This window comes from Actibacterium sp. (assembly GCF_055134745.1).
In genome coordinates this window covers 14501-33338 of the sequence record NZ_JBSRVX010000015.1, presented here as the reverse complement: position 1 = coordinate 33338, position 18838 = coordinate 14501, and the positions used below count along the sequence as shown (strand labels likewise).

At 59.6% G+C, this 18838-nt stretch carries 19 protein-coding genes and 1 tRNA gene; 10 read left to right on the top strand and 10 right to left on the bottom strand.

The annotated features are described in order from the left end of the window. Positions 1-6: 6 nt before the first annotated feature. Positions 7-423 (bottom strand): DUF6285 domain-containing protein, encoded by a 417-nt coding sequence (locus ACTCHC_RS03275; protein ID WP_463021022.1) that lies wholly within the window; start codon positions 421-423, stop codon positions 7-9. 61 nt (positions 424-484) lie between these two features. After that, positions 485-1516, bottom strand: a complete 1032-nt coding sequence (locus ACTCHC_RS03270; RefSeq protein ID WP_463021021.1) for a phosphotransferase family protein — start codon at positions 1514-1516, stop codon at positions 485-487. Positions 1517-1666: 150 nt separating this feature from the next. Here ACTCHC_RS03270 and ACTCHC_RS03265 point away from each other — a divergent pair, with 150 nt between their 5' ends. Further along, on the top strand, positions 1667-2770 hold the full coding sequence (locus tag ACTCHC_RS03265) for a phosphotransferase (RefSeq protein WP_463021020.1): 1104 nt from the start codon (positions 1667-1669) through the stop codon (positions 2768-2770). Positions 2771-2876: 106 nt separating this feature from the next. Here the strand turns inward: ACTCHC_RS03265 and ACTCHC_RS03260 are convergent, their stop codons facing one another. From ACTCHC_RS03260 to ACTCHC_RS03240, 5 genes are all read right to left on the bottom strand, one after another. Next, a complete protein-coding gene (locus ACTCHC_RS03260) occupies positions 2877-3644 on the bottom strand; it encodes an SDR family NAD(P)-dependent oxidoreductase (RefSeq protein ID WP_463021019.1) in 768 nt (255 codons plus the stop codon). Positions 3645-3943: 299 nt separating this feature from the next. Beyond that, a tRNA-Arg gene (locus tag ACTCHC_RS03255) sits at positions 3944-4020 on the bottom strand. A 54-nt stretch (positions 4021-4074) separates the two neighbouring features. Beyond that, positions 4075-5478, bottom strand: a complete 1404-nt coding sequence (locus ACTCHC_RS03250) for a sensor histidine kinase (protein WP_463021052.1) — start codon at positions 5476-5478, stop codon at positions 4075-4077. A 27-nt stretch (positions 5479-5505) separates the two neighbouring features. Continuing rightward, positions 5506-6921: a dihydrolipoyl dehydrogenase family protein gene (locus ACTCHC_RS03245; protein ID WP_463021018.1), complete on the bottom strand. Its 1416-nt coding sequence runs from the start codon at positions 6919-6921 to the stop codon at positions 5506-5508. A 3-nt stretch (positions 6922-6924) separates the two neighbouring features. Beyond that, positions 6925-7656 carry a TVP38/TMEM64 family protein gene (locus tag ACTCHC_RS03240; RefSeq protein ID WP_463021051.1) on the bottom strand — a complete coding sequence of 244 codons (732 nt, stop codon included), beginning with the start codon at positions 7654-7656 and terminating at the stop codon, positions 6925-6927. 284 nt (positions 7657-7940) lie between these two features. Here ACTCHC_RS03240 and rpmH point away from each other — a divergent pair, with 284 nt between their 5' ends. From rpmH to ACTCHC_RS03195, 9 genes are all read left to right on the top strand, one after another. Further along, complete coding sequence (gene rpmH / locus ACTCHC_RS03235; RefSeq protein WP_463021017.1) at positions 7941-8075, top strand: 50S ribosomal protein L34; 135 nt, start codon at positions 7941-7943, stop codon at positions 8073-8075. A 22-nt stretch (positions 8076-8097) separates the two neighbouring features. After that, the gene (rnpA, locus tag ACTCHC_RS03230; protein WP_463021016.1) at positions 8098-8520 is read left to right on the top strand and encodes a ribonuclease P protein component; all 423 of its coding nucleotides are present in this window, start codon (positions 8098-8100) and stop codon (positions 8518-8520) included. Next, a complete protein-coding gene (gene yidD, locus ACTCHC_RS03225) occupies positions 8517-8750 on the top strand; it encodes a membrane protein insertion efficiency factor YidD (RefSeq protein WP_463021015.1) in 234 nt (77 codons plus the stop codon). The genes rnpA and yidD overlap by 4 nt, the downstream gene beginning before the upstream one ends. A 158-nt stretch (positions 8751-8908) precedes the next feature. Then, on the top strand, positions 8909-9778 hold the full coding sequence (gene ttcA / locus ACTCHC_RS03220) for a tRNA 2-thiocytidine(32) synthetase TtcA (RefSeq protein WP_463021014.1): 870 nt from the start codon (positions 8909-8911) through the stop codon (positions 9776-9778). Positions 9779-9854: 76 nt separating this feature from the next. Next, positions 9855-11375 (top strand): putative bifunctional diguanylate cyclase/phosphodiesterase, encoded by a 1521-nt coding sequence (locus ACTCHC_RS03215; RefSeq protein ID WP_463021013.1) that lies wholly within the window; start codon positions 9855-9857, stop codon positions 11373-11375. A gap of 93 nt (positions 11376-11468) precedes the next feature. Next, entirely contained in the window at positions 11469-13280 is a 1812-nt protein-coding gene (gene yidC / locus ACTCHC_RS03210) for a membrane protein insertase YidC (RefSeq protein WP_463021012.1), read from the top strand. A gap of 65 nt (positions 13281-13345) precedes the next feature. Next, complete coding sequence (yihA, locus tag ACTCHC_RS03205; protein WP_463021011.1) at positions 13346-13996, top strand: ribosome biogenesis GTP-binding protein YihA/YsxC; 651 nt, start codon at positions 13346-13348, stop codon at positions 13994-13996. A 59-nt stretch (positions 13997-14055) separates the two neighbouring features. Continuing rightward, positions 14056-14925 carry an acetylglutamate kinase gene (argB, locus tag ACTCHC_RS03200; RefSeq protein ID WP_463021010.1) on the top strand — a complete coding sequence of 290 codons (870 nt, stop codon included), beginning with the start codon at positions 14056-14058 and terminating at the stop codon, positions 14923-14925. A gap of 6 nt (positions 14926-14931) precedes the next feature. Continuing rightward, positions 14932-15441 (top strand): SixA phosphatase family protein, encoded by a 510-nt coding sequence (locus ACTCHC_RS03195; protein ID WP_463021009.1) that lies wholly within the window; start codon positions 14932-14934, stop codon positions 15439-15441. On the opposite strand, the gene ACTCHC_RS03190 is transcribed toward ACTCHC_RS03195, so the two are convergent. The 3 genes from ACTCHC_RS03190 to ACTCHC_RS03180 are packed head-to-tail and all read right to left on the bottom strand — an operon-like array spanning position 15438 to position 18753. After that, positions 15438-16229 carry an amino acid ABC transporter ATP-binding protein gene (locus ACTCHC_RS03190; RefSeq protein WP_463021008.1) on the bottom strand — a complete coding sequence of 264 codons (792 nt, stop codon included), beginning with the start codon at positions 16227-16229 and terminating at the stop codon, positions 15438-15440. The genes ACTCHC_RS03195 and ACTCHC_RS03190 overlap by 4 nt on opposite strands. A gap of 9 nt (positions 16230-16238) precedes the next feature. Continuing rightward, positions 16239-17534, bottom strand: coding sequence for an amino acid ABC transporter permease (locus ACTCHC_RS03185; RefSeq protein WP_463021007.1), 1296 nt, complete (start codon positions 17532-17534; stop codon positions 16239-16241). Between the two features lies 1 nt (position 17535). Beyond that, positions 17536-18753 carry an amino acid ABC transporter permease gene (locus ACTCHC_RS03180; RefSeq protein ID WP_463021006.1) on the bottom strand — a complete coding sequence of 406 codons (1218 nt, stop codon included), beginning with the start codon at positions 18751-18753 and terminating at the stop codon, positions 17536-17538. Between the last annotated feature and the right edge of the window lie 85 nt (positions 18754-18838).

Below are 18838 nucleotides of genomic sequence, written 5' to 3'. Positions count from 1 at the left end.
GCACGTTCATTCCTGCGCGATCCAGCGCGGATTGTTGACCGAGAGCGCGGCCTTCAAAGAAGCGCGCAGGTGGTTGATCAATTGGGGGTCTGACAGCGACAACTGCCCGTCACGGATCGCGTCCGCAAGTTCATGCCTAAGGTCTTCCAGTTCGCCAGTATGTCCAAGCATGCAGGATAATGAGCGCCCCTCCTGGCGCTCGATATCATCGCGCAATTGAAGATCGCGCTGAACTTTTCTCAAGACATTGATCGTCACCAGCGTCTGAAAGCGATGATATCCTTCAAGCTCGGGCAGCAGCTTTTGCTCCAGATAGTCTGCCGCGGCCTGAACCAGAACATCATTAGATGGAACCGAGCTGCTCATACCGTTTCTCGCGTCTGACTTTGTGGGGTGATCGGGCTCATCGGTGCAGCGGTGCACCTGATCCGCCTTACGCAATTGATCAATCCGGCGACAACCACACGAAAGTCAGACCCGCGCATCAGGCAGCGCTTTCTACAAGTTCGAAAAAATCCCATAATGGCTCCTCCATCCTGCGCCCGATTGCGCACAGTTCGACGCCAGCCGGACGCCCATCCTGCGTTCTTGCCGTTCCGCGCCGAACACAGGAAATGGCCCATTTAAGATTCGCGAACGCCTCCCAGAACCGCACGTGTTTTGGATCGACTGGCGCCCCGCCCGAATTTTCATAGGCGCCGAACAGGTCATCGCGGCTTCCGAAGCCACCAACATGACCCTCGCCGCCGAAACGCCAGGTGCGCATGCACAGGACACCAAAATCCTGCACCGGATCGCCGATACGCGCGATTTCCCAATCCAGAATGCACCGAAGGCCGGTATCGGGGTCGACGATCAGGTTACCGGTTCGGAAATCGGCATGTGTCAGCGTCTGGCGCGAGGTCTGCGGCAGGTTTTCACGCACCCAACGAAGCGCATATTCAAACGCCGGATGCCCCAATTCCATATCGTCGATCACGCCGCCATACAGCGACAGTTCCTGTGCGGGGGTAAGCGTCTGCAGGAATCCCAGGTTGGTGGTCGGGGTGGCATGTATACGCGCCAATGCGACACCGCATTGGCCAGCCAACAAACGGCGCGCCGGCGCGAATGAAGCGTCACGTGTTATGCGCTTTCCCAAAGTTTCGCCATCAACCCGGACTGTGACATACCCATCGTCAAGCCCATCTTCCGGGGAGAGAACGCAGATCACTTCGGGGGTCTGAACGCCATTCATGGCCGCAGAAATCATCACAGACGCGTCTTCCTCGGCGCTGAGTTTCGGGGTTTTCCTTGCATCTGCACCTGCGGCGGGCCGAGCAGGGCCAGACTCTTCCGGCGTCGATGTCTGTTGCAGGATAAGTGCCTGACGCCCCTTTTCTGAAATCAGATCGAATGCCCATGTCAATTTGGTCGCACCCCCCGACAGGCGCACAAGATTTTCGACCCGTCCCGTAACGCCTGCGTGGCGCATCAGTGCGTTTTCCAGGGCCAGCGCGACATGTTCAACCTTCATAAAATGTTCCTGTCTTCCCGGACTGCAACGACACAGGTGCAGATCAAAGCGGCCAGCCGTGATCAAACCAGACCTGACATGCCCACATTATGAATGCATTACCGGAAAAGCGTGCTATTTGAAACGCTATATTAATTAGCTCGTATTGCGTTGCCAGCCCTGTATCCAACTGTACGAGCAACATTTGCAGCGAAGAGGACGCCGGTGACAAAAGTGCCCGAGAAAAACAGGACCGCAGCCAACATGATTGATCCGATCAAACTTGGCGGATTCTTGCGAGACAATGTAACGGATTTCGCGGGGGAAGCTGATGTCGTTCAGGTGGCCGGCGGCCAATCGAACCCCACCTTCATCGTCACCGCTGGCGCGAATAAATATGTTCTGCGCGCCAAACCGCAGGGCAAACTGCTAAAGTCCGCCCATGCCATTGATCGCGAATTTCGGGTCATGGGTGCGCTGCATGCCTCGGACGTGCCGGTTCCAAATGTACGCATCTTCTGTGAAGACCCCACAGTATTAGGCAGCGCATTTTATATCATGGATTTCGTCGATGGCCGCATTTTTGGCGATCAGACCCTTCCTGGTTTTGACGTGGCGGAACGCAGGGCGATGTATGAAGATATGAACCGCGTTATCGCATTGCTGCACGGCGTCGACTACAAGGCAATCGGCCTGCAGGATTTCGGACGCGACGGAAACTTTGTTCAGCGGCAGGTCGATCTGTGGACCCGGCAATACAGGGCCGCTGAAACCCGTTCGATCGAAGAAATGGAGCAGTTGATCCGGTGGCTGCCTGACCACATCCCCCCCCAGGGCGAGACATCAATCGTTCATGGCGATTTTCGTCTGGATAATGTCATTTTTCACAAGACCGAGCCCCGGATCATTGCAGTGCTGGACTGGGAGCTTTCAACCCTGGGCGATCCGCTGGTGGATTTTGCATATCATTGCATGACCTGGCGATTGCAGCTGGCCACGCGCAAATCGCTTGTGGGGATTAATCTTGAACCTTTGGGAATTCCGAATGAAGCCCAGCATGTAGCGAATTACTGCCGCCGCACCGGGCGCGACCATATCGCGAACTGGGATTTTTACATGGCGTTCAACATGTTCCGCCTTGCCGCCATTCAACAAGGTATTGCCAAACGTTTTCTCGATGGGAATGCCGCGCATCCACGCGCAGGCGAGGTTGCTGCGGCAGTTCAGTCGAGCGCGCGTGCTGGTTGGGCTGCTGCCTTGCAGGCCCAATGCTGAACCACGATCCTGCATCATAAGAAACGGCGCCCGAGCCAAGGCCCGCGCGCCGTTTCCATATTGCGTTTCTTAGTTGCGGAATAACATCTTTGCCCGACAACCGCGATCAGCTGGACATGTGCATGCCACCGTCGATACCCAGATTTTGGCCCGTGATATACGATGCCGCATCAGACAACAGGAATGCCACCGGCTTTACCACTTCGGACGGTTGCGCCCAATAACCGCGCGGGATGCGCGCCAGCATACCGTCACGGAATTTTTCGCCGCGTACGACCTCGGTCATAGGGGTCTCGACGACGCCGAAGGACACGGAATTGGACCGGATGCCATAGCGCGCCCATTCCTTGGCCGCCGTCATCGACATGCCGAACATGCCGCTTTTGGCCGCTGCATAGTTGATCTGGCCGATGGAGCCGCTCTTGCCTGCAATCGACGAAACAAAAATGATGGAACCCGCATTCTTGTCGCTCTCGCCAGACCGCTGAATGATCGCGCGGCCAACGGCCTGGGTCCACAGGAACGCGCCCTTCAGATGAACATCGACCACGCTGTCCCACTGCTGCTCAGTCATCTTTGCGATCATGGCGGGGCGGACGATACCGGCATTGTTGACCAGGCCGGTCAGAACCACACCCTTCTGCGTCAGCGCTGCAACGGTGTCGGACGCAAAGCTTGAATCAGACACATCGCCGACGAAGGTTTCCACATTCGGCGTGGCATCCTTCAACGCCTTCAGCCCATCGCCATTCATATCAACGGCGATGACACTTCCACCCAGCGTCACGATCTGCTCGGTCAGGGCTTTGCCAATCCCTTGGGCCGCGCCGGTCACAATGATTGTCTTGCCCTTGAGTGTTACGAATTCATCCATAGTGCGCTCCAGTCGAAAAATTTGCCGTTTGTGATACTGTCCCTACCGTGAACAGGTCGGATTGATACAGCGTTTCATATGGCAGCGCATTCTTAAAGGGTAGAGACAATCGTGCCAAAAAGACATTTTTCGCATGCAGGCGCGACCAGGCTGCGGCAACCGGCCGAAGAGAATGATCCGACGGCGAACCCTTCTGCGCGATATTCAACCGATATAATTGCCCAAAATAATATATCAGAATGACTTGCGACCGGCCGAAAGCAACGTCACGCGGCCGAATATCAGTTGTTGAGGAGGAATGGCGCGCTGGGGAGGATTCGAACCCCCGACCCCTTGATTCGTAGTCAAGTACTCTATCCAACTGAGCTACCAGCGCGTGGAGGCGTGATTTAGCGGCGGGGTGCGGGGTTTGCAAGGGGGAAAAGGCAAATCATTCTGCGGCACGTTCCAAAACCGCTTCGCCCTTGGGCAGACGGATCACGAAAATCGTGCCGCCCTCGTCCGAACGCAAAAGGTCCAGCCGGCCGCCATGTCCACGGATCAGGTCGGCTGAAATTGCCAGCCCCAGACCAGTGCCGCCCTTGCGGCTGCCACCCTGAAAGGGCTGGAACAGATATTCACGGGCGCGCGGCGGCAGGCCGGGACCGGTATCCGTGACATAGATCATCCATTCGTGTTGATCTTCGTCTGCACGAATGCTGATCTCGCCGGGCTTGCCATTCGCCATGATGGCCTGCCGTGCGTTGCGGATCAGATTGACCAGCACCCGATACAGCTGCTCTGCATCCGCGCGCAGTATCATGCCGCCCGGCACGTCTTCACTGAAACTTATGTCATACTCGCCGCTGGCCAGCCGTTCCCCTTCGACGACATCGTTGACGATGCTGGCCAGACCGACCCGGTTCAGGCGCGGCGGAGGTTCTTCCGCCTTGCCAAAGGTCAGGGTGGTTTCGCATAATGACACCGCCCGCGAGATTGACCCCAGCATCTTGGGCATGGCCCGTTTCACCATCGGGTCATCACTTTGCTCCATCCTGTCGGCGAACAGTTGCGCCGTGGTCAGTATGTTGCGCAGATCGTGGCTGATCTTGGCAACGGCCCCTCCCAGCTGTGCCAGGCGTTCCTTTTGCCGCAGGGCCGCAGTCAGCTGGGTTTCCATGGACTGAAGCGCCTGTTCGGCCTCTCGCAATTCACGCACATCCGATGTGGGCGTGATGATGCGGCGGGCATCTTCGGGCGCGCTGGCATAGCTTTGCATGGCCTGAACGACGCGTTTGATCGGCGTGACCAGAATACGGCGCACAGCCAGAAACAACAGCACCGCCACAATGGCCGAAATGACTGCTGACAGCGCCAGAATCCGCAACCCGTAATCAATCATCGCCGTGCGCAGGTCTGCCGTGTCCATCGTGACCTCGATCATCAGGCCCGCCTTTTGCACCGGGTCGCCCATCACGCGGATGATCCGGTTTTCTGGGTCGACCAGACAGGCGACCGCATCGCGGATCAGCTGGAACGAACTGGCGTTGCGCAGGTCATAGCTGCGATAGACCGGCCCGGGAATCGGGGATGACAGCACCAGTTCGCGCGCCTGATCGCGTTGCAATACAACGTTGAACACACCGGCATTGGTCAGCAGTTCCCTTTCCAGCGCATCGTCGATCATCCCGTCTGCAGCCAGCACAGACAACGATGCGATCTGTGCCCGTTCCAGCCGGGACAACAGGAAATCCTGACGGAATCGCGCGATCGAGGGCACGAAAATCATCACCTCGGCCAGCATCACGAAGGCCATGGTCAGCATCAGGAAACGCCCCGACAGGGTATTCAGCACTTTGCCCATTCTTTGCCCCCGGGGGGCCTAGGGCAGAATCTTCTGCACCGTTCTGACCGCCCGTTTGACCCAAGGATTATCAAATAACTTGGGAGAGAAATAGGCACCAGCTGCGCGCTTGTTAAGTTCCCCCAGCGTTGGATAGGGCGCAACCATATTGGCCACCGCACCAACCTTCAGCCCGTTGGCGATGGCCAGAGCCCAGATCCCGATCAGATCGCCCGCGCCTGCGCCCACAATCGACGCGCCCACCGGACGCCCCGCCGCGATCATTACCTTTATGCCGCCCGCGGTCTTGCCCGTGGCCACCGCGCGGTCATTTGCGGCCATGTCGGCCCGGGCGACGGTCAGCCTGTCGCCATATTTCGCGCGCGCCTGCGCCTCGGTCAGGCCGACCTGTGCCAGCTCGGGATCGGAATAAGTCACCCAGGGGATATGATCGTTGCGCGCCTTCGACGGCAGGCCCAAAAGGGCCGAACGGATGATAATGCCGGCGTGATACCCGGCAACATGGGTGAATTGCAGCCCGCCCGCCACATCGCCCATTGCATAGACCCGCCGGTTGCTGGTGCGCAGCCCGGCATCCACCTTGACGCCCGTGCGGGTGGTTTCCACCCCCGCCGCATCCAGATTCAGCCGGTCGATATTAGGCTTGCGCCCGACGGCAATCAACAAATGCGTGCCGGTATGCCGCGTGCCGTCGTCGGTTTGCACCGAAATCGCACCCGCCTGCCCGCTGATCTGCGCCGCCTGTCGGCCTTCGACAATTTGCACACCTTCGCGCCGCAGATGATCCAGCACCACGGCGGCCATATCCGGATCATCCTTGCCCAGCGCACGGGCGCCTTCGATAACCGTCACCTGACAGCCCAGCCGCACATGCGCCTGCGCCATTTCCATGCCGATCGGCCCGCCACCAATGATGATCAGATGGCCGGGGCGATCGCGCAGATCGAAGATGGTTTCGTTGGTATCATGCGGCACCCCGTCCAGCCCCGGGATCGGCGGCACCAGCGGCGATGACCCGGTGGCGATGACGAAGCGGCGCGCAGTGATGGTGTCCCCACCCGCCTGCACCTGCCGGGGCGAAACGAATTTGCCCCAGTCGCGGATGACCTGCACGCCCAGCCCTTCGAACCGTTCCTGACTGTCATGCGGGGCAATCGCCGCAATCACGCTGGCCACATGATCCTTGGCTGCGGCATAATCCACCTGCGGTGTAACCGGCGCGACCCCGAACCGCGCCCCGCGCAGCGCCTGTGCCTTTGTGCCCGCCGCCAACAGCGCCTTGGACGGCACACAGCCATAGTTCAGACAATCGCCACCCATCTTGTGGCCCTCGATCAAAACCACGCGCGCGCCCATCTGAACCGCCCCGGCCGCAAGCGCCAGACCGCCGGAACCGGCCCCGATGATGCACAGGTCAGTCTTGATATCCGCCATGATCTACAGTTCCTTTCGGCCACGCAGGGCCTTTATGATGATCGGCAGGGCGGCCAGCGCGCACAGCCCCAGAATTGGCCCCAGTATCTGCGGCTGAAAAATAATGCCAAGGTTCGGAGTTTCACCCCGCGCAAAGACTTCGCCCAACCCCGCGCCCACCCAAGTATAGACGACGCCACCGGGAATGATCCCGAAGAATGTGGTAAATATGAACCGCCCCACATGCACGCCAACCAAAGCCGGCAGAATGTTGGCTACGAAAAACGGCACCGCCGGCACCAGCCGGATCAGAAACAGCATCGAAAGCTCGTTCTCGGCCAGCGCCGCCTTCATCTGGCCTATCCGGCCCGGGTTTGCCTCCATCCGTGCGGCCAACCGGTCGCCCAGCCCCCAGCGCGCGGCCAGAAAGATCGCCGTGGCCCCGATCGTGGCGGCCGTGACATTGAACAGCGCCCCGGGAAACAGCCCGAACAGAAATCCGCCGGTCAGCGTGGCCAGCGTGGCCCCTGGCAAGGAAAACGCCACGATGACGATATATGTGCTCATGAAGGCCAGCACCGTCCAAAGGTAATGCGCATCACGAAACGCAATCAATGCCTCGCGGTTTTGGGCAAGCGCGTCGAATGTCAGGTGATCGCGCAGCGTCGCCGCGCCGATAATGGCTGCCACCCCGATCACGATCAGCGGCACAAATCGTGCCCGCCCGGCCTTGCCTGCCTGCGCCGTATTGCCCATCGGCTGTTCCTGTTCTGGTTTCATCGCCGGGGCAAGATGTGCCAAGCTTGTCTCTGGCGACAGCCCCCTCACGCGGCCTTGATCCGCAGTGATGTTCAGACCTGCATAGCGCCGATTTCAGAGCGTTTTTGTAACATGGCACATTTTGGCTGTGCAAATTGTTGCAGATTTTCCCCGTTGAACGAATTGACTTGCCCAAGCCAAGCCCCTAAAGGACGGGCTTCAAGCATTCACGGCCCTCGAATCCACTATGGTTCGGGCCAGACGAGACGGAGCGAAGCGCGATGAAACGCACCTATCAACCCAGCAACCTTGTGCGCAAACGGCGCCACGGCTTCCGCGCGCGCATGGCGACCAAGGGCGGGCGCAAGATTCTGAACGCACGCCGTGCACGCGGTCGCAAGACACTCTGCGCATAAGGTCTGCCGAAAGGCATAGCGAATGACACCGCCGACGGCACAGGTGGCAGGCGATACGCCGGATGCCGCAGTTGTGCCGCCGGCGGTTTCCATTTGTCTGCAAACCTTGACCAAACGCGCCGATTTCCTGCGCGCGGCACGGGCGCAACGGCAGGCGATGCCCGGCTTCGTGTTGCAGGCCCGCCAGCGTGATGCAGATGAAGCCCTTCCCCATCTGACCCGGATCGGGTTCACCTGCTCCAAAAAGGTTGGAAATGCCGTCGCGCGCAACCGCGCCAAACGCCGCCTGCGCGCCATAGCGCGCAGCATTTTGCCGCAGCATGGCCAGCCCGGTTGGGACTATGTTCTGATCGGTCGCGCCGGCGCCACGGCCATGCGCCCCTATCTGGAACTTGAAACCGATCTGCAACGCGCGCTGGACAAGATCCACGGAATTGCCCGATGACCCCCCTCGCCTATCTGCTGTCCCTTCCCGTTCGCGCCTATCGGCTGACGTTGTCACCCTGGGTCGGACATAGCTGCCGTTATCAGCCGTCCTGTTCAGCCTATGCACTGGAAGCGCTCGAAAAACATGGGGGGCTGCGCGGCGGATGGCTGACCCTGCGCCGCATTGGCAGGTGCCACCCCTTGGGTGGATCGGGGTATGATCCCGTGCCGCCGCCCCGGGACAACTAATCCGTTCATGCCCGTTGAAAACGCGCAATGAGTATTTGGACCAAGAAGATGTGAACAGGAGCTGTCCACTCACCTTGGCTAAAATACTCCCGCCGGAGGCGCAGGCCGCAATTGCAACGCCCCTTGCCGGTTCGCCACAACTCTACTAAGCCCGTTTCATGCTTGATGAAGCCGATGAGATCCACCCGCTGTTCCACGGCGCCCCACAGGGCACCGAATTCAAGAAGCTGCGCAAACGGATCATCCGCCATGTGCGCGAGGCTGTCGAACAATACGGCATGATCGAGCGCGGCGCGCGCTGGCTGGTCTGCCTGTCAGGCGGCAAGGACAGTTATACGATGCTGGCGGCCCTGTATGAGCTGCAATGGCGTGGATTGCTGCCGGTGGAGCTTCTGGCCTGCAATCTGGATCAGGGTCAGCCGGGGTTTCCGGCAACCGTACTGCCCGAATTTCTGCGGCGCATGGGTGTGCCGCACCGGATCGAATATCAGGACACCTATTCCATCGTCATGGACAAGGTGCCGCAGGGGCGAACCTATTGCGCGCTGTGTTCACGTCTGCGGCGGGGCAATCTGTATCGCATCGCGCGCGAGGAAGGTTGTTCGGCAGTGGTTCTTGGCCATCACCGCGACGACATCCTGGAAACCTTCTTCATGAATCTTTTCCATGGCGGACGGCTGGCCACCATGCCGCCAAAGCTGATCAACGAGGAGGGCGATCTGTTTGTCTATCGCCCGCTTGCCCATGTGGCCGAAGAGGACTGCGAAAGATTTGCGCGCGCGATGAATTATCCGATCATCCCCTGCGATTTGTGCGGCTCGCAAGACGGGCTGCAGCGGCAACAGGTCAAACAGATACTTGATGTTTGGGAAAAGAACAGCCCCGGTCGCCGCCAGGTAATGTTTCGCGCGCTGATGAATGCGCGCCCTAGCCATCTGCTGGACCCCAGGCTGTTCGATTTCGCAGGTCTTGTGCGTCAACCGGGCGCATTCGATGAAAATTCCACGCAAATTCCAGACCTGCGTTAACTTCACACTCATCGCTGGCCGCCATCCTGCACATGTCCTGGCCCTGACTGCCGGGTCAGAACAAGGACGCTTGCCGATGACTCTGTCGCCCGGTCCAATTTTTGCCCATGTCCGCCCGGCCCTTTTGTCGGCATTGACAGGGCCACAGGTCGTCGGTTGCATTCCCGCCTTGACCTTGGCTGCGTTCTGGCTGGGCGGCGAACGGGCGCTGCTGATTGCGGCGCTGGCCCTGCCCCTGCTGCTGATGCTGGCACAAACGCAAATGCGCGCCGGGCAATCGAACAGTCGCCTGTCATCCCGTGGCAGCCTGGCCCAGGCATTGCAGCGTGATCTCGCCGCCCCTTCTGGCATGGTGACCAGCGCGATCGCCATCGCGCTGGAGGATCTGACCGACCTGTCTGACCGACATGGAAGCAAGGCTGCGCAACATGCGCTGTCCATGGCCGAACAGCGCATCAGATCGGCCCTGCGCGGTGGCGATACCGTTGCGCGGCTTGGCGATACCGTCATTGCGGTGGCTCTGGCCCCCATGCGGCTGGGGGATCTGGAAACAGTCCTGCAAATCTGCTGTCGGTTGCAGGATGCCATACGCGAACCGATCAGCCTGGATGGGGGCACGGTTCACTTGTCCAGCAGCATCGGGTTCTGCCTGCAAAGCCGCAGCCCGGCGCCGGATGGCACAACGCTTCTGGCTGCCGCCGAGGCCGCGATGAAAGAGGCGCAAAATAACGGTCCCGGCGCCATTCGTGCCTATTCATCCGAGATCAAACTGGTGTCACCCGGTCGTCGCGACCTGACGGATGATATTGCCGCCGCCCTGGAGGCAGGGCAGATCCGCCCGTGGTTTCAGCCCCAGATCTCGACCGACACCGGCGCGGTATCGGGCTTTGAAGCGCTGGCGCGCTGGACGCATCCAAGGCTGGGCCAGATCGCGCCGGCTGATTTCCTGCCGGCGATGGCGCGCGCCGGACTGTCCGAACGGTTGAGCCGCGAGATGCTTTTTCACGCTTTCAACGCTCTTCGTTGCTGGGACAGGGCCGGCCTTGCGGTCCCAAGCATCAGCGTAAACTTTTCCAGTGAAGAGCTGCGCAATCCGCGCCTGCTGGACCGTATAACATGGGAGTTGGACAGGTTTGATCTGTCCCCCGACCGGCTGACGGTCGAAATTCTGGAAACCGTCATGTCTGATGCCGGCGATGACATCGTCATCCGCAACATCGCCGCATTGGCCGATCTGGGCTGCGGCATTGATCTGGACGATTTTGGCACCGGCCATGCCTCGATCGCCGCGATCCGGCGTTTTGCCGTGCGTCGCCTGAAAATCGATCGCTCGTTCATCACCAATGTCGACCGGGACCGCAACCAGCAGGATATGGCGGCGGCAATCCTGACCCTGGCAGAGCGGCTTGGTCTGGAAACCGTGGCAGAGGGGGTCGAGACGGCGGGCGAGCACGCGATGATGGCACAGTTGGGTGCGGATCATGTTCAGGGGTTCGCCGTGGCGCGCCCCATGCCCTTTGAGGAAACACTGGCGTGGATTTCACAACATCACGAAAAACTGACCCCCAGCGGCCTGCCCGGGCGGCGAACCGGCTGACGGATCGCAGCGCGAAACCCGAAAACCGCTTGACCTTCCCGCCCCCGTTCTGTTGAACCTCCATCACCTTCCCAAGGACAGATGGCGCGCTTTATGGACGATCAGAACAAAAACCTCATCTTCGCGACGGTCCTCAGTTTTCTGGTGATACTGGTCTGGTTCTTCGCCTTCCCGCCGAAGCCCGTTGATACCCCACCAACCCAGACCGTTTCCGAACAGGCTGCCGGCGCACCGGCATCGGTTGCCCCGCCTGTCACTGCACCATCCGGCGCGGCCCCTGGTCCGGGGGCGGCCAATGCCGCCGAAGAATCCGCTCCGCGGATCAAGATCGACACCCCTCGGCTGACCGGCTCGCTGTCCCTGCTGGGCGGGCGTATGGATACGCTGGCGCTCAAGGATTACCACGAAGAGCTTGATCCGACATCGCCCAATGTCACGCTGCTGTCATCGGCCAGCGCCGAACATCCCTATTACGCCGTTTATGGCTGGGGTCCGGCCGGCGATCTGGATGCGGCCGACCTTCCCGGCCCTGACACGCTTTGGTCTATCGAGCGCGGCGGGGATCTTATTCCCGGCCAATCGGTCGCCCTGCGGTGGGACAATGGCAAAGGCTTGATATTCCACCGGGAAATCGCGGTTGATGACAATTACATGTTCTCGATCACCCAGCGTGTCGAAAATACGACGACTGCGCCGGTGCGGATGTTCCCCTATGGCATTGTCGCCCGTTTCGGCGAAATACCGAAAAGCAATTTCTTCATCCTGCATGAAGGGGTGGTCCGGCAGGCCGACAATGAACTGAAAGAAATCAAGTATAAGAAGATGCCTGACATGGATGTCAGTCCGACCGAAGGCAGCCCTGCGGACACGGCACAGGTCGCTGAGAATGGCTGGATCGGGTTCACGGATAAATACTGGATGACGGCCCTGATCCCCAACCCGGGTCAGGCCTTTACGGCGGTTGCCAAATATGTGCCCGGCGCCGAGATTTATCAGGTGCAGACCCGCTTGCCGGTGGTCACGGTCGCTGCGGGTGAAACCGCGCAGTCGCAGACGATGCTGTTTGCCGGCGCCAAGGAATGGGAAACCATCCGCCATTATCAGAATGATACCGGCATTTACCGCTTTATCGATTCGATTGACTGGGGCTGGTTCTTTTTCCTGACCAAGCCGATCTTCTGGGTTCTGCATTTCCTGCATGGATTCATCGGCAACATGGGCTGGTCGATCATCGCCCTGACACTGTTCTTGAAGGCGCTGTTGTTCCCGCTGGCCTATAAATCCTATGTCTCGATGGCCCGCATGAAGGAATTGCAGCCGGAAATCGAAAAGCTCAAGGAACGCGCCGGCGAGGATCGTCAGAAGTTGCAGCAGGAAATGATGCAGCTTTACAAAGCCAAAAAGGTGAACCCCGCGGCGGGATGCCTGCCGATGCTGTTGCAGGTGCCGATCTTCTTTTCGCTCTACAAGGTGATCTTTGTCACGATCGAACTGCGCCACGCGCCCTGGCTTGGCTGGATCCGTGACCTGTCTGCTCCCGATCCGACCTCGATCCTGAATCTGTTCGGGCTGTTGCCCTATGCGCCGCCCTCGCCCGACAGCATGATTGCCATCGTATCACTGGGCGTGCTGCCGATCCTGTTGGGGATTTCCATGTGGCTGCAGCAAAAACTGAACCCGGCCGCAACTGATCCGTCGCAAGCGATGATCATGGGCTGGATGCCTTGGGTGTTCATGTTCATGCTGGGCCGTTTTGCCAGCGGGCTGGTGCTGTACTGGATCACGAACAATACCATCACGTTCATCCAGCAATATATCATCATGCGCAGCCATGGTCACAAACCGGATGTGTTTGGCAATATCCGCTCGACTTTCCGCCGCAAGTCCAAGGCGGGCACGAAGTAACGGCGCGACCCGTCCCGGTTCGGGGCGGGTCGCATGCCGGACCAACGCTGGCCAGAGGTTCCGACATGCAACTGCCCTTTCCCCTGGCCCAAGAGCCTGACGAACCAACCATCGAGCTTGGCCGAAAATTGTTTGCCGGTGACACAGAGTTCGTGAAGGGCGTGGTGGCCATGGACGGTCTGCCCCCCGCCGACCGGCTTGAGGTCTGTTTTGCCGGGCGGTCCAACGTCGGAAAATCAAGCCTTATCAACGCGCTGACCGGGCGAAAAGGGTTGGCGCGGGCATCGAACACCCCCGGCCGGACGCAGGAAATCAATTTCTTCACCCAGGGCCCGGATCTGTTTTTGGTCGATCTGCCCGGCTATGGCTATGCCGAAGCGCCGGTTGCCGTCGTCGCAAAATGGCAGCGCCTGTTGCGAGCCTATCTGTCGGGCCGCCAAACCCTGCGCCGGGCCTTTGTGCTGATTGATGCCCGCCACGGCGTCAAGGCCGTGGATGAAGAGATCATGACGTTGCTGGATCAGTCGGCCGTGACCTTTCAGGTGGTCATGACCAAATGCGACAAGAAAGCCGCCGCCGTTCTGGACAAGACGCTGGATCAGGTGCGTGCCGCTTTGGCCAAACATCCGGCCGCCTATCCCGAAATCGTGGCGACAAGCGCCGAAAAGGGCGAAGGCATCGCGACGTTGCGCGCTATCATCGCCGCGCTCGATTAGGCTGGCACTTGCTGCCCCCGCCCCGCCCGTTTACCACTGATCGCCAAAGGACCGTTGCCATGAAAAAGCAGGACGCCATGAATCGCGACCCCATCGCCACCGCCCGCACCCTGTCCGAGGCCGTGCCTTATCTGCAGCGCTATGATCAGGCCACGGTCGTGGTCAAATTCGGCGGCAATGCCATGGGCGACGATGCGGCGATGGATACCTTCGCGCGCGATATCGTTCTGATGCAGCAGGTAGGCGTGAATCCGGTTGTCGTGCATGGCGGCGGGCCGATGATCAACGAAATGCTGGATCAACTTGGCATCAAGTCGGACTTCGTGCGGGGCAAGCGCGTGACCGATGCCGCAACCGTGCGCGTGGTTGAAATGGTGCTGTCAGGCCTGGTCAACAAGCGGATCGTGCAGGCGATCAACGGTCAGGGCGGCAAGGCGGTCGGGCTGTCGGGCAAGGACGCAAACCTGATGATCTGCGACCAGACCAATCCCGATCTGGGTTTTGTCGGCACCCCGGTCGAGGTCAATACCGAGGTGTTGCGCCATCTGCACAAGGCCGAGATGATTCCGGTCGTCGCCCCGTTGGGAATGGGGCGCAACGGGGAAACCTTTAACGTGAACGGCGATACCGCGGCGGGCGCCATCGCGGCGGCGCTCAAGGCTGACCGGCTGTTGCTGCTGACCGATGTGTCGGGGGTCAAGGATGCCAGCGGTCAGGTCGTGACCGAGTTGACCCCGCAACAGATCATCGAGTTGACCGAACAGGGTGTGATTGCGGGGGGAATGATCCCCAAGACCGAAACCGCGCTGGATGCGATCGCAGGCGGTGTGCGTGCCGTGGTCATTCTGGACGGGCGCGCGCCCAATGCCTGTTTGCTGGAACTGTTTACCGAACATGGGGCTGGGTCGCTGATCCGCACGCCGCGTTGATCGCGGATGCCGCTGCGCCTGATTCTTGTTCGCCACGCCAAGTCGAGCTGGGATAACCCCCTGCAAGACGATCATGACCGCACGCTGAATGCGCGGGGTCGGCTGGCGGCACCTGCCGTGGCACAATGGTTGGCAGCGCGGGGGTATCATCCCGCGCAGGTCATATGCTCTACCGCCCGGCGAACCCAGGAGACATGGGAGCGCATGGCCCCGGCCTTCGCCCCCGACACACCGCTGCGGCGTGAACCGGCGTTATATCACGCATCTGCGGACCGAATGCTGGCAGTGCTGCGCGGCTGTTCGGCCTCACCTGTGTTGATGCTGGGACACAATCCCGGCATTGCCGAGTTTGCCGTGCGCTTGTTGGCCGTGCCGCCCACCCATCCGCGATTTTTCAGCTATCCGACCTGCGCCACGCTGGTTGCAGAATTTGACGTCGATGACTGGGCCGATCTGCGGTTTGGCAGCGGCCGCGCACTGGATTTCGTCGTGCCGGGCGATCTGGGCACGGATTAGTGGCCCAGAATCTGGCTGAGGAACAGCTTGGTCCGATCTGATTTCGGGTTGTTGAAGAATTCTTCGGGCTCGTTCTGTTCGACGATCTGCCCTTGATCCATGAAGATCACCCGGTTCGCCACCTGACGGGCAAAGCCCATCTCATGCGTGACGCACAGCATTGTCATGCCTTCTTCTGCAAGCTGGATCATGGTTTCCAGTACTTCCTTTATCATCTCGGGGTCCAGGGCCGATGTGGGTTCGTCGAACAACATGATGCGGGGCTTCATGCACAGTGACCGGGCGATTGCCACGCGCTGTTGCTGGCCGCCCGACAACTGACCGGGATATTTATTGGCCTGTTCGGGGATCTTGACCTTGGTCAGGAAATGCATGGCGATTTCTTCGGCCTCTTTCTTGGGCGTTTTACGCACCCAGATCGGGGCCAGCGTGCAGTTTTCCAGAATCGTCAGATGCGGGAACAGGTTGAAATGCTGGAACACCATTCCGACTTCTGACCGGATTTTATCAATGTTTTTCAGATCATTGGTCAGTTCGACCCCATCCACGATGATCTTGCCCGCCTGATGTTCTTCCAGCCGGTTGATACAGCGGATCAACGTCGATTTTCCTGATCCCGAAGGCCCGGCGATGACAATGCGTTCACCCCGGTTCACAGTCAGATTGATGTCACGCAGAACGTGGAAATTGCCATACCATTTGTTCATCTGCGATATCTCGATCGCAACTTCGTCGAGAACCTGCAGCTTGCTGCGATCCACGGCGCGGTCGATGGCTGAGTCTGACATGATGCCCCCTTAGCGGTGATCTGTGGCGAGCTTGCGCTCCAGATATTGCGAATATTGCGAAATCGAATAGCAGACGATGAAGAACAGCAGGGCGGCAAAGCCCAGCAATTCCCAATAGACGCCGAACCATTCGCTTGTGTTCATGATCCGCTGGCGGGTCATGCCAAGAATATCGGCCATCGAGATGATCGAAACCAGCGTTGTATCCTTGAACAGGCCCAGCGCGATATTCACGATCGACGGAATAGAGATTTTCAGTGCCTGTGGCAGGATGATCAGCCGCATCGCCTGCCAGTAATCCAGCCCCAGCGCATCGGCGGCCTCGTACTGGCCTTTGGGCAGGGCGGCCAGCCCGCCCCGTATGGCCTCGGCGATATAGGCCGAGGCAAACAGGGTGATCATTATGATGACGCGGATGATCAGGTCGAAATCGACCCCCCCAGGCAGGAAAAAGCCCAGCATGACCGAGGCCACGAACAACAACGTGATCAGCGGCACCCCGCGCACGAATTCAATGATGATGACGCACAGCCCCTTGATAAAGGGCAGATCCGATTTTCGGCCCAGCGCCAGCGCGATGCCCAGCGGCAGTGACAAGGACAGACAGGTGGTGCCAAGGATGAAATTCAGCAAGAAGCCACCGATGCTGCGGCTTTCGACCGGTTGCAGCCGGATCGTCGCGATACTGTCCAGAAGGGCAACCACCGGCCCGCCCAGCACTATCGAGACCACAACGAACACGATTAGGGCCGCAACGATGGCACCAAAGAACGACCGGCTTTCAAGGGCGCGAAACACCAGCCAGGACAGCAGGATCGTTGCGATCGTGAACAGCGGCACCCAGATCGACCCGCCCCAGATCAGCCAATAGGCCAGAAACGGATACAGCGCCGTAAACCATAGCAGCCGGCGGGGCAATTCGCTGAAAAGCACCGGCGCGGCTGCCAGCAGCAGCAAGAAGAAAGCCATTGTCGGGCGGATCAGCAAATTCGAGGGATAGCTGCCGAACAGCAATTGCGGCCACCGCTCGCGGATCACCGCGAAACAGCCGCCCGTCGCGCCATCCAGCGCCGCGCGGCAATCGCGGATCGAGTCGCCAGACCAGACGCCGTTGAACAGCCATGGAACAACCGATGCCAGCAAGACATAGATCACATAAAGCGACAGCAGGGTCATGATCGTATTGGGGATCGTCGAAAACATGTTCTCGCGCAGCCATTTCACAAGCCCGCGCTGCGTAACCGGCGGCTCTGCCTGCGGCAGCATTTCATTCCGCACGAAGGCGATGGCGTGAGTATCCGACATCCTAGCGCTCCTTCAGTTTGACGGAATTGTTATACAGGTTCATCACCAGTGAGATCAGAAGCGAGATCGTCAGGTAAATTGCCATGATCAGCAGAACCGCCTCGAACGACCGGCCGGTCTGGTTCAGCGTAACCCCACCCAGCGTGCCCATGATATCGGGATAGCCGATGGCAGCAGCCAGCGAGCTGTTCTTGGTCAGGTTCAGAAACTGCGATATCAGCGGCGGGATGATCACCCGCAACGCCTGTGGCAGGATGACCAGCCCCATGATGCGGCGGGGCCGCAGGCCAAGGGCGGCGGCGGCCTCGGTCTGGCCCTTGCTGACAGACTGAATGCCACCGCGCACGGTTTCGGCGATGAACGCCCCGGTATACAGCGACAACGCCGCCCACAGCGCGATCAGCGCCCCGGTCAACTGTACGCCGCCCTGAAACGTGAATGCCCCGGGTCGCGGGTAATCGAGCGTAATTGGCTGTCCCATCACGAAAAAGGCAAGCAGCGTTGGAATCACGAAAAGCGCCAGCATCACAGGCATCACCGGCAACAGCCGCCCCGTGCGAAACAACAGCCGCCGCGCATACCAGCGCCATCCCAGCATGGCCGTAATCGACGCCAAGAACACCATGACAACAACCGACGAACCAGCCCCCCACACGGGTGCAGGCGCGAAAATGCCCTGATTGGTAAAGGCGAACGCCCCGAATTTCATCGTGGCGGCGGGATTGTCCCCCTTGAAGGCCAACGGATTGGGAAAGCTGTAGGCAAAAATCGAAATCAGGATCACGATCCAGATCAGCACCGGCACATTGCGGAAAATCTCGACATAGGCCGCCATAAGCTTGGCGACGATCCAGTTTTTCGACAGGCGGGCAATGCCGACGACAACGCCGATCACGGTAGCCGCAAGGCACCCAAGAAAGGCCACAAGCAATGTGTTCAGAACGCCGGCGATGGCAACACGCAAGTGGGTGTCTCGGCTGTCCAATTCGATCAGTTTGGGAGAGATGTCATAGCCTGACGGCTCTAGCAGGAACGCATAGGAAATATCCTTGCCCTGAGTTTGCATGTTCACATAGGCGTTGTGACCCAGCCAGAAGAACAGGGCAATCACGGCCCCCAGCGCGATGACCTGAAAGGTATAGCCGCGATACCGTTTGTCGTTCAGCAACATCGCGGGCGTGAAACCTGACCTGCGCATTGGTTCGGCTGTCACTGACATTCAATAGCCCCCTGTCATGAAAGGTCTTGTTCGTGGATCAGGTCATGACCGATCTGATCTGCAAATATCGGGGGCGCGGCAGAAC

What these genes read in the sequence shown, in the direction of transcription:
- ACTCHC_RS03270 (WP_463021021.1), bottom strand. Translation starts at nt 1,516, where the DNA reads ATGAAGGTTGAACATGTCGCGCTGGCCCTGGAAAACGCACTGATGCGC.
- ACTCHC_RS03260 (WP_463021019.1), bottom strand. Translation starts at nt 3,644, where the DNA reads ATGGATGAATTCGTAACACTCAAGGGCAAGACAATCATTGTGACCGGC.
- ACTCHC_RS03245 (WP_463021018.1), bottom strand. Translation starts at nt 6,921, where the DNA reads ATGGCGGATATCAAGACTGACCTGTGCATCATCGGGGCCGGTTCCGGC.
- ACTCHC_RS03240 (WP_463021051.1), bottom strand. Translation starts at nt 7,656, where the DNA reads ATGGGCAATACGGCGCAGGCAGGCAAGGCCGGGCGGGCACGATTTGTG.
- rpmH (WP_463021017.1), top strand. Translation starts at nt 7,941, where the DNA reads ATGAAACGCACCTATCAACCCAGCAACCTTGTGCGCAAACGGCGCCAC.
- rnpA (WP_463021016.1), top strand. Translation starts at nt 8,098, where the DNA reads ATGACACCGCCGACGGCACAGGTGGCAGGCGATACGCCGGATGCCGCA.
- yidD (WP_463021015.1), top strand. Translation starts at nt 8,517, where the DNA reads ATGACCCCCCTCGCCTATCTGCTGTCCCTTCCCGTTCGCGCCTATCGG.
- ttcA (WP_463021014.1), top strand. Translation starts at nt 8,909, where the DNA reads ATGCTTGATGAAGCCGATGAGATCCACCCGCTGTTCCACGGCGCCCCA.
- ACTCHC_RS03215 (WP_463021013.1), top strand. Translation starts at nt 9,855, where the DNA reads ATGACTCTGTCGCCCGGTCCAATTTTTGCCCATGTCCGCCCGGCCCTT.
- yidC (WP_463021012.1), top strand. Translation starts at nt 11,469, where the DNA reads ATGGACGATCAGAACAAAAACCTCATCTTCGCGACGGTCCTCAGTTTT.
- yihA (WP_463021011.1), top strand. Translation starts at nt 13,346, where the DNA reads ATGCAACTGCCCTTTCCCCTGGCCCAAGAGCCTGACGAACCAACCATC.
- argB (WP_463021010.1), top strand. Translation starts at nt 14,056, where the DNA reads ATGAAAAAGCAGGACGCCATGAATCGCGACCCCATCGCCACCGCCCGC.
- ACTCHC_RS03195 (WP_463021009.1), top strand. Translation starts at nt 14,932, where the DNA reads ATGCCGCTGCGCCTGATTCTTGTTCGCCACGCCAAGTCGAGCTGGGAT.
- ACTCHC_RS03190 (WP_463021008.1), bottom strand. Translation starts at nt 16,229, where the DNA reads ATGTCAGACTCAGCCATCGACCGCGCCGTGGATCGCAGCAAGCTGCAG.
- ACTCHC_RS03185 (WP_463021007.1), bottom strand. Translation starts at nt 17,534, where the DNA reads ATGTCGGATACTCACGCCATCGCCTTCGTGCGGAATGAAATGCTGCCG.
- ACTCHC_RS03180 (WP_463021006.1), bottom strand. Translation starts at nt 18,753, where the DNA reads ATGTCAGTGACAGCCGAACCAATGCGCAGGTCAGGTTTCACGCCCGCG.